This is a genomic window from Pseudoxanthomonas sp. SORGH_AS_0997, from assembly GCF_031453535.1.
Classification (GTDB): Bacteria; Pseudomonadota; Gammaproteobacteria; order Xanthomonadales; family Xanthomonadaceae; genus Pseudoxanthomonas_A; species Pseudoxanthomonas_A winnipegensis.
On the sequence record NZ_JAVIZI010000001.1, the window covers coordinates 3,648,098 to 3,657,246 of the forward strand.

Below are 9,149 nucleotides of genomic sequence, written 5' to 3' on the forward strand. Positions count from 1 at the left end.
CACGCGCAGCTTCAGATGAACGAGTCGGCCAGCCGCGCGATGCCCTCGCGGCTGCGCTTCCACGCCGGGCGCCTGTTCCAGCGCTCCAGCGTCAGCTGCTCGGCCTGGGCCAGGTAGCCGGCCTCGATCCTGCGCATGCTGGCGACCACGTCGGCGTCGTAGCAGAGCATGCCGACTTCGGCGTTGAGCGCGAACGAGCGGATGTCCAGGTTCATCGAGCCGACCAGCGCGATCGAGTCGTCCACGCTCATGTGCTTGGCATGCAGGAAGTGCGGCCGGTAGTGCGCGATCTTCACCCCCGAGGCCAGCAGCTCGCCGTAGTAGGACTCCTGCGCCCAGGCAGTGAGGGTCTGGTTGTTGCTGGCCGACAGGATCAGCTGGGTGTCCACGCCGGACAGCGCGGCGATGCGCAGCGCACTCAGCGTGGCGTCGTCGGGCACGAAGTACGGGGTGACCATCACCAGCTTCTGCTGGGCCAGGTGGATCAGCGCGCACACCATGTCGCGCGCGTTGGAGAACGGATAGGCCGGCCCCGAAGGCAGCAGCTGCGCGGCCACGTTGGCGTCGCGCACCGGGGTGGTGGCGATCACTTCCAGGCGCTGCCCGGTCTCCAGGTACCAGTCGCTGGCGAACACCGCCTCCAGATGCGACACCGCCGGGCCCTCCACGCGCGCGACCAGTTCGCGGTTGGGATAGCCGCGCACGAAAGCGCCGGCATCGGCCAGGTTCTGCGAGCCGACATAGGCGGCGCGGTTGTCGATCACGGCGATCTTGCGGTGGTTGCGCAGGTCGATGCGCCCGCTGCGACGCCAGCGCAGGCCGCCGGGCAGCAGCTCCTGCACCTGCACGCCGCCGGCGCGCAGGCGCGCGGTGTAGGCGCGCAGGCCGCGCTTGGCGCCGACCGCATCCAGCATCAGCCGGCACTGCACGCCGCGCGCGGCCGCCTGCAGCAGCGCCTCGCAGACCAGATCGCCGACCTGGTCGTCGAACATCAGGTAATAGAGCAGGTGCACCCGGTCGCGCGCGCCGGCGATGTCCTCCAGCAGCGCGCGCAGCGAACCCTCGTAGTCGTCCAGCAGCGTTACCGCGTTGCCGTGGGTGGGCATGAAATCGCCCAGCCGTTCCACCAGCGGCACCATCTCGGTGTCGTCGCCGTCGCCGGTCGGATGCCAGCGCAGCTGGACCAGGGGCTTCTGCTCGTCGCGGATCATCTGCGAGGCCTCGGCCTGGCGGCGGATGCGCTCGCGCGAGAGCCAGGGATGGCCGAACAGCAGATAGAGCGGCAGGCCCAGCAGCGGCACGAAGCCCACCAGCAGCAGCCAGCTGCGCGCCGCCGCCGGCGTGGTGCGCGAGGGAATCCACGCCAGCGCCGCCAGCCGGATCACCCAGTCCAGGAACAGCAGCCAGCCGCCGATGGCAGAGGTCTCGGTCATCCAGTCACCGCGGATCGGGTCATCGCCCGATTCTGCCGATCCGCGCGCCGCGCCGATAGCCGGTGCAGCCCTGCACATCCCGATCCGGTCGACGCTGTCATCCCGAAGCCCCTGCTGTTGTGGGAGCCGCCACGGCGGCTTCCCCCTGTAGAGCGGAGCTTGCTCCGCTGGGGCCTTCCCCACAAACCGAACGAAGAGCAGCGGAGTCCCCAAGAGGGGATTGCCACAAGCTCCGCTCTACAGGCAGGCGGCTGCGAGCTTTGAGGAGACAGTTGCTCCCACCGAGCAACGCGCATCGAGCTCGGTGCCCCACCATCGGCCCACGAAAAAGCCCGCCTTGCGGCGGGCTTTTTCTGGAGGCGCTGGATCCCCGCTTTCGCGGGGATGACCTCACGGCAAAGGCGGGCGCTTGCGCCCGCGCCGTGAGGTCACTTGATCTTGCCTTCCTTGTAGACCACGTGCTTGCGCACCACCGGGTCGTACTTGCTCATTTCCATCTTGCCCGGGGTGTTCTTCTTGTTCTTGTCGGTCGTGTAGAAGTGACCGGTGCCTGCCGAAGAAATCAGGCGGATCTTGTCGCGCTTGCCTGCCATGATTGATCTCCTTTAGATCTTTTCGCCGCGCGCACGCAGCTCAGCCAGAACGGAGTCGATGCCGTTCTTGTCGATGGTGCGCAGGGAGTGCGCGGAAACCTTCAGCTTGACCCAGCGGTTCTCGCTGGCGACCCAGAAGCGGCGCTCGTGCAGGTTGGGCAGGAAACGGCGGCGGGTCTTGTTGTTGGCGTGCGAGACGTTGTTACCCGTCATCACTCGCTTGCCGGACACTTGGCATACGCGGGACATCTGTGCACCTCGATGTAATTTTGATCGCCCATAGCCTGGGAGATGGCGGCCCCGGCCCATGCCGCCGATGCGGTCAGGCCATGCGATACGGGATGGGTCCGCTGCCAGGCGGGCAAGGAATCGCGCTTCCTGACCCTGATCCGGCCGAAAGCCAGACGCAGCGAGCCGCGCATTATGCGCAGCTTTCCCAGTCCACGCAAGCACTTGGCGCCGGCCCCGCGTCGTTCAGCCGCGCAGGGAGGCCTCGGCGCCGGTCGGGCAGGCGACCTGATCAGACCCGCACCCCGCAGAACTCGGGGCGGCGCTGGGACCAGGGCTGGCCGCAGGCCGAACCGCGCCTTGCTCCTGCAGCGCGCCGCTCGCGCTCACCCGCTCGGTGGTCGGGGTTGCGGTTTCGGGCAAGGGCTGGTCACGCACGGCGCTGATGACCGAGCCGATCGACAGGCCCAGCACGAAGAACAGCAGGGAGGAGAGCAGTCGCATGACGCACTTCAAGCAGCCCCGGGGAGCCAGCTTCCTGCCGCCCATGTGCGGGCCGTGTGACGGTGCCGGCGGGGGGCGGAATGCGCCTGGGATCTGCGTCCAACGCGGGCTGCTTGGCGCGGCGCCGCGTTATCAGGATATGCCGCCATGCTCTTTGACGCGGTGCGGCAGATCCGGAGGATGAACACGAGCATGTCGGGGGCATGCCACACGCCAGGGGGCGTGGCGGCGCGGTCTCGCACCGAGGTGCCCACCGGCTCCAAAGGGGAATCCACACCATGTCGCCAACCAAGAATCCACGCCCGTCGCGCGCGGCGCTGCCCGCCGCCGTCGCCTTGTCGCTGCTTGCCGTCGCGGCCCCGTCGTTCGCGCAGACGGCGGCGGGCGCCGACCCCGAGATCAAGCGCCTGGACCAGGTCAGCGTGATCGGCAGCCGGACCCAGTCGCGCACGGTGCTGGAATCGCCCGTCCCGATCGATGTCCTCAGTGGCGACGAACTGCGCGCCAGCGGCTATACCGATGTCAGCACCATCCTCCAGTCCCTGCTGCCGTCGTACAACTTCCCGCATCCGACCACGCCGGACGGCAATACGCATATCCGTTCGGCCACCCTGCGCGGGCTCTCGCCCGACCAGACGCTGATCCTGGTCAACGGCAAGCGGCGCCATACCAGCGCCTGGGTCAATACCGGCGGCACGGTGGGCAAGGGCGCGGTCTCCACCGACCTCAACACGATCCCGGTCAGCGCCATCGCGCGGATCGAGGTGCTGCGCGACGGCGCCTCGGCGCAGTACGGCTCCGACGCCATCGCCGGCGTCATCAACATCGTGCTGCGCGAGGACGATGGTTTCGAGGGCACGGTCAGCCGCGGCACCACCGAGGACGGAGGCGGCGGCACCACCAAGGTCTCCTTGGACACCGGTTTCGCCTTTCCCGAAGGCGGCGGCATCCACCTGACCTGGGACTATCGCGACCGCAAGGCGGCCAACCGCGCGCTGGCCGATACGCGCCAGCAGTACTTCGGCATCGGGCGCAACGGCCAGGCCGTCGCGCTGTCGGGCGCTTATGGCTCGGGCACCGGCCTCAACCCCATCGGCGGCGCGGCCGCCGGCGCCGTGGCCGATCCGCGCGAGGCGACGATCGACCGCGACGCGCTGTGGCGCTTCGCCGACAGCGCCGATACCGAGGACAAGACCTTCTTCGCCAACCTGCGCAAGCCGCTGTCCTGGGCCGAAGGGCTGGAGTGGTATGCGTTCGGCGGTGTCACCGACAGCCAGGGCAGCTCGAATGCCTCGCTGCGCCGCGCCGGCCAACCGGAGAACGTGCGCGCGATCTACCCGAACGGCTTCCTGCCCTGGGTGGACACCGACAGCACGGACCGCTCGCTGGGGACCGGGCTCAAGGGTTATCTGGGACAGTGGCGCTGGGATCTGAGCAGCGTCTATGGCCGCAATGAACTGGTCTACCGCACGCGCAACACCTTGAACGCCACCCTGGGCGCGGCCAGCCCGACGCGCTTCTACAACGGCGCGCTCGAAGCCTCGCAGTGGACGACCAACCTGGATGCCGGCAACAGTTTCGAAGTCGGCTGGCACGCGCCGCTGCGGCTGGCGCTTGGCCTGGAATACCGCCGCGACACCTACGAGATCCGGCCGGGCGAGGAGGCCTCCTACGTCTGGGGCCCGTACCGCGTGCTGGACGGCCCGGCCGCCGGCACCGTGCCGACGATCGGATCGCAGGGGTTCGCCGGCATCCAGCCGGGCGACGCGGGCGATTACAGCCGGCACAACGTCGCCGCCTATGTCGAGGCCGACACCGATGTGACCGACCGCCTGCTGGTCTCGCTGGCCGGACGCTGGGAGGACTACAGCGACTTCGGCTCGACCACCAACGGCAAGCTGGCGCTGCACTATCAACTCGACGGCGGCGTGGCGCTGCGCGCCTCGGCCAGCACCGGCTTCCATGCGCCCGCGCTGGCCCAGCAGTACTTCAGTTCGACCAGCAGCCGCACGCTCAACAACGCCGTCACCGGACTGCCCGAGTACGTGCTGGTGCGCACCGCGCCGGTGGACTCGGTCGAGGCCCGCGCGCTGGACGCGCGTGACCTGGACCCGGAGAAGGCGACCAATCTGACGGCCGGCCTGACCTGGGGCATCGCCGGGCTGACGGCCTCGCTGGATGTGTATCGCATCGACATCGACGATCGCATCTTCCTGTCCAGCAACTTCGTCGACGGCGCGGGCTCCTCGGCGATCCGCGACTATCTGGCCGCGCTGGGTTCACCGGGCGTCACCAGCGTGCGCTACTTCAGCAACACCGCCGACACGCGCACCACGGGTGTGGACGCGTCCGCGCGCTACGTGTGGCAATGGGGCGGCGGCGACCGCCTGACCGCGACGCTGGGCTACAACCGCAACAAGACCGAGCTGACCCGGGTGGCCTCGACGCCCGAGCAGCTCCGCGCGCTGGGCGTGCGCACGCCGCTGTTCGACATCACCGAGCGGACCCGCGTGGAAAAGGGGCAGCCCATGGACAACCTGACCCTGGCATTGGCCTGGGATGCAGGCCCGTGGAGCGTGCACCTGGGCACCCATCGCTACGGCCGGATCGAGCAGGTCGCCGCCACCAACCAGAGCGCGGCCAACGTGGCGCAGTTCGCCAAGGGCAGCACCGCCTTCCGCACCCTGCCCACCGAGGCCGGGACGGCCGGCAACTACGATGTGATCCAGCGGCTGGACGCCAAATGGATCACCGACGCGGATGTGTCCCTGCGCATTTCCAAGCACCTGGTGCTGACGCTGGGCGCGGACAATGTGTTCAACACCTATCCCACGCGCAATATCGCCACCACCCCCGCCGTCTCTGGCGCCGACACCTATGGCGTGTTCCCCTACAGCGAACTCTCGCCGTTCGGTTGGAGCGGCGCGTATTACTACGGAAGACTGCAGGTGAAGTTCTGATGTCCTCCCACGATGCCTTCGATCCATCCCGGCGCGCCTGGCTGGCGCGCAACGCCGCGCTGGCCGTCGCCGCGCCGCTGGCCTCGCTCGTGCCCGGCATGGCGGCCGGCGCCGGCCGCGATGCGCCCGCCGCCGCCGAAGGGCTGGTGCGCCTGGATCTCAACGAAAGCAGCTACGGACCCTCGCCGCGGGTGCCCGTGGCGATCCAGCGCGCCTTGCCGCTGGCGCCGCGCTATGTCACCGCCGAGCAGGGGCAGGCGCTGGTCGGGCAGATCGCCGCTCTCGAGGGCGTTGCGCCCGAACAGGTCATCGTGGGCGAAGTGCTCGAGCCGCTGGGCCAGCATCTTGCCGTGGCGGGCAAGGGCGGCACCTTCGTGTACTCGGTGCCCGGCTACGGCGCCCTGGTCGACGCGGCCGCGCCGTTCGGAGGGCGCGCCATCGAGGTGCCGCTGGATGCGTCGCTGCGCAACGACCTGCCCCGGCTGCTGGCTGCGATCCAGGCCGATACTCGGGCGCTGTTCGTGGTCAATCCGCACAACCCGTCCGGCACGGTGAGTCCGGGGAAGGACTTCGACGCCTTCGTGCTGGCCGCCTCGGCCAAGGCGCTGGTGATCGTCGACGAGGCGTATCTGGACTACCTGCCGGACGCGGCCGAGCGCACCGCGGTGCGGCACCTGCGCGCCGGGCGCAACGTCGCGGTGTTCCGCACCCTGGGCAAGATCCACGCGCTGGCCGGCCTGCAGATCGGCTACGCCCTGGTGCCGCCGGATCTGGCCGCCGCCCTGCGCAAGCGCGGCGTGGGCAGCCCGCACGGACTGAACCAGCTCTCGATCGCGGCCGCCGCCGCCTCCCTGGCCGATCCCGGTCACCTCGCGTGGGTGCGCGAACAGGTCGCCGCCGAGCGCACGCGCTGGCTCGACCACCTGCGCCGGCTGGGCCTGCGCTACGCCGAGCCCGCGGGCAACTTCGTCTTCTTCGACGTCGACCGACCGCAGGCCGAGGTCGTCGCCGCACTGAAGACGCACAAGATCCTGGTCGCGCGCGCCTTCCCGCCTTACGACACATGGGTCCGGATCAGCATCGGCACGCCCGCGGAGAATCGCCTCGCGCAGGCCGCGCTGAGCGAGGTGCTGCGGAGCGGATAGAGCGGGTTCCCCACCGCCGGCGGGTTGAGAAGGGTTGGGCGAGGCATGCAACCGACACGACGAGCGGGGCGCGGGCGGTAACTCCGTTCCGGTTCGGCGCAATCAGGCGGGCCGCCTGCCTGCCTCACCTCCCTCCGAAGTTGGGGAGCTGAAAGGGCACTCCAGCAAAGCGTCGATCACCCGTTCGGACCTGTCCTGGCGGCTCAGGTTCCGCTCGCCTCTGGCAGCAGGCGGGACCTGCCGGCGTGGTGCTACATTGGCCCGCGTCGAATCCTCTCCAGAGCGCCAGAGTGAAGATCGGACCTACAGACGGATCTGGACGGATCCAGCGCATCAAGAAGAGGAATTCTTCGGATGGGACGTCAGCGCCCGTAGCGTCGCCCTCGGCCCGGCCGGAAGCACGTTCGCTCCAGGGTGCGCTGGTGGAAGCACTCCGAGGCGTGGATGCGGCGGACCCTCAAGCCGAGGCCAAGCTGGTCAAGGCCGTCCTGATCCGCGAACTGGGTCCCGGCATCCGGGAGAGCGCGCACTGGTCGCCCATGGTCGATCGCATCCTTGCCGCGCTGCGCAGCGACGAGGCCACGCATGATCGGATGAAGCGGGTGTTGAGCTCGTTGAAGGGTTAACCCAAGCGGTGTGGTACGTGGTTGTATCCAGAGGCGGTCGAGCTGCGGCTGGGACGGCGGGAACTTGAGCTAAGGAGAGCGAAATGCTGGATGTGCATGTCCTGACCATGGACTACACGGACCCCGACATACATCAGCAGTGCAGGCAGAGCATCGAGCTGGCTGCGGCGAGAGCCGGTTACGAGGTGCGCGTCCATTACGTCCCCGGGATTTACGGGCACCTCGGTGCCGCAAGAAGGCGGGGCTACAGCCTGGGGAATGCGCGCTATGTCACGCACGTCGACGACGATGACTACGTGCATCCTGACGCCTTTTCCTGTCTTGCACCCCTGCTGAGGCGAGGCGTCCAGGCGATCACCACGGGCGAGAGCCTGGTGGTCAATGGCTGCATCGTCGAGCATCGGCCCAGTAACCGGCATCATCTGGCCGTGTTCGATCGCGAGGCGGTTCGCGCTCAGCCTTACGACCGTTTCAGGCTGCTCCCTGACCAGTTCCTGTTGCGCCAGATACCGGCCGTGCATATCAGTGAGTGCGTGTATTACCACCGCGTGGATCCGGAAAGCGGGTCGCGCAGATGCCGGCGTGAACGGAGCGAGCTGGAGCGCGAAGAACTGACGATGCTGGCGCAGCCCGAACTCGTCGCGATCGAGGCCTTGAGCGCCAGCCAAATCCAAGCGCTGTACGACAAGTATGTGGATGAGACGCCCTGAGCCGTGGTTGCGTTCGATCCGCAGACGGGGCGTGGCCCGAACGAGCTCTTTCGCCCTTCCAGTGGCGCGCCGCCCTGGACACCGGATGGCGTGGTCTTTCCCTTGGCGGGTCGGCATACGGGCGACCTGCTGTTGGCGCTGCCAGCCATCGGGTGGGCGCTCCAGCATGGTCCGGTCGGTATCGACGGTCTGCGGCCACAGTACTACCAGGCCTTTCGAGCACTGCCGCTGCGGTTTGGTCTCGGGTTCCCCTCAGGACGGCGACTGAAGCCGCGTCCACGCCGCGGTGTTCATGCCACCGACATCTGGCTGGAGAGCCTGGGGGAAGGAGCGATGCCCGTCAAAGTTCCGCTTGCCCTCTACGACGACAGCACTGCTGAGCGGTTGTTGCCCGGAACCGGCTGGATCGTGCTGAGTCCGTGGTCTGATTTCGAGCCGAAGCGCTGGGGCGTCGAGCGCTGGCGCAACCTGGCCGAGCAGGTCGCGGCGGCCGGACATCCTGTGGCGATCGTCGGACCGCAGCGCGCATATGCGCTGGCAGAGGCCATCGCCGGGCAACGCCATCTCAACCTCGCCGGTCAGGACAGTCCGCTCAACTGGCCTAGCCTTCTACGACGCGCCAGCCTGGTCGTCTCGACCGACAGCGCGCCCGTCCATGTGGCGGACGCGTTGGGAGTTCCCGTGATCGGTCTGTACGGACATACCCGCCTCTGCGAGTACGGGCCCTACTGGCACCGAGACCGCTGTGTGCAGGCCGAGGGGATGGTCAACCTTCAGGTAGACGCCGTCATGGCGCGTTTCGCGTCATGGCGCGCCGGAGCGTCTGCCTAGAGAAGGCGTAGTTGGGGCGAAAGGGTTTGCCGCCGACGTCCTCCAGGCTCCCACGGGGGGCGGCGGCGCCCCGGCGTCTTCGCAAGGCGATTCCGGGCGTCTGAGGGCCTGGCCGCGCG

The 9,149-nt window shown here is 68.6% G+C and carries 9 protein-coding genes; 5 read left to right on the plus strand and 4 right to left on the minus strand.

The window, feature by feature from the left end; translation table 11 throughout:
* Nucleotides 1–11: 11 nt before the first annotated feature.
* From cls to QE438_RS15935, 4 genes are all read right to left on the minus strand, one after another.
* Nucleotides 12–1,433 (minus strand): cardiolipin synthase, encoded by a 1,422-nt coding sequence (cls, locus tag QE438_RS15920; protein ID WP_306994257.1) that lies wholly within the window; start codon nt 1,431–1,433, stop codon nt 12–14.
* A gap of 428 nt (nt 1,434–1,861) precedes the next feature.
* Nucleotides 1,862–2,029, minus strand: coding sequence for a 50S ribosomal protein L33 (rpmG, locus tag QE438_RS15925; RefSeq protein WP_122231031.1), 168 nt, complete (start codon nt 2,027–2,029; stop codon nt 1,862–1,864).
* Nucleotides 2,030–2,038: 9 nt separating this feature from the next.
* Complete coding sequence (gene rpmB / locus QE438_RS15930; protein ID WP_014159265.1) at nt 2,039–2,275, minus strand: 50S ribosomal protein L28; 237 nt, start codon at nt 2,273–2,275, stop codon at nt 2,039–2,041.
* 225 nt (nt 2,276–2,500) lie between these two features.
* Complete coding sequence (locus QE438_RS15935) at nt 2,501–2,758, minus strand: hypothetical protein (RefSeq protein ID WP_306994245.1); 258 nt, start codon at nt 2,756–2,758, stop codon at nt 2,501–2,503.
* Between the two features lie 278 nt (nt 2,759–3,036).
* Here QE438_RS15935 and QE438_RS15940 point away from each other — a divergent pair, with 278 nt between their 5' ends.
* The 5 genes from QE438_RS15940 (at nt 3,037) to QE438_RS15960 (ending at nt 9,030) form a co-directional block, all read left to right on the plus strand.
* Nucleotides 3,037–5,718, plus strand: coding sequence for a TonB-dependent receptor (locus QE438_RS15940; RefSeq protein ID WP_306994243.1), 2,682 nt, complete (start codon nt 3,037–3,039; stop codon nt 5,716–5,718).
* Nucleotides 5,718–6,863 (plus strand): histidinol-phosphate transaminase, encoded by a 1,146-nt coding sequence (locus tag QE438_RS15945; RefSeq protein ID WP_306994241.1) that lies wholly within the window; start codon nt 5,718–5,720, stop codon nt 6,861–6,863. The genes QE438_RS15940 and QE438_RS15945 overlap by 1 nt, the downstream gene beginning before the upstream one ends.
* A 440-nt stretch (nt 6,864–7,303) precedes the next feature.
* Nucleotides 7,304–7,489: a hypothetical protein gene (locus tag QE438_RS15950; protein ID WP_309735356.1), complete on the plus strand. Its 186-nt coding sequence runs from the start codon at nt 7,304–7,306 to the stop codon at nt 7,487–7,489.
* A gap of 83 nt (nt 7,490–7,572) precedes the next feature.
* Nucleotides 7,573–8,199: a glycosyltransferase family A protein gene (locus QE438_RS15955; protein WP_306994236.1), complete on the plus strand. Its 627-nt coding sequence runs from the start codon at nt 7,573–7,575 to the stop codon at nt 8,197–8,199.
* Between the two features lie 3 nt (nt 8,200–8,202).
* The gene (locus tag QE438_RS15960; RefSeq protein ID WP_306994233.1) at nt 8,203–9,030 is read left to right on the plus strand and encodes a glycosyltransferase family 9 protein; all 828 of its coding nucleotides are present in this window, start codon (nt 8,203–8,205) and stop codon (nt 9,028–9,030) included.
* Nucleotides 9,031–9,149 lie beyond the last annotated feature (119 nt).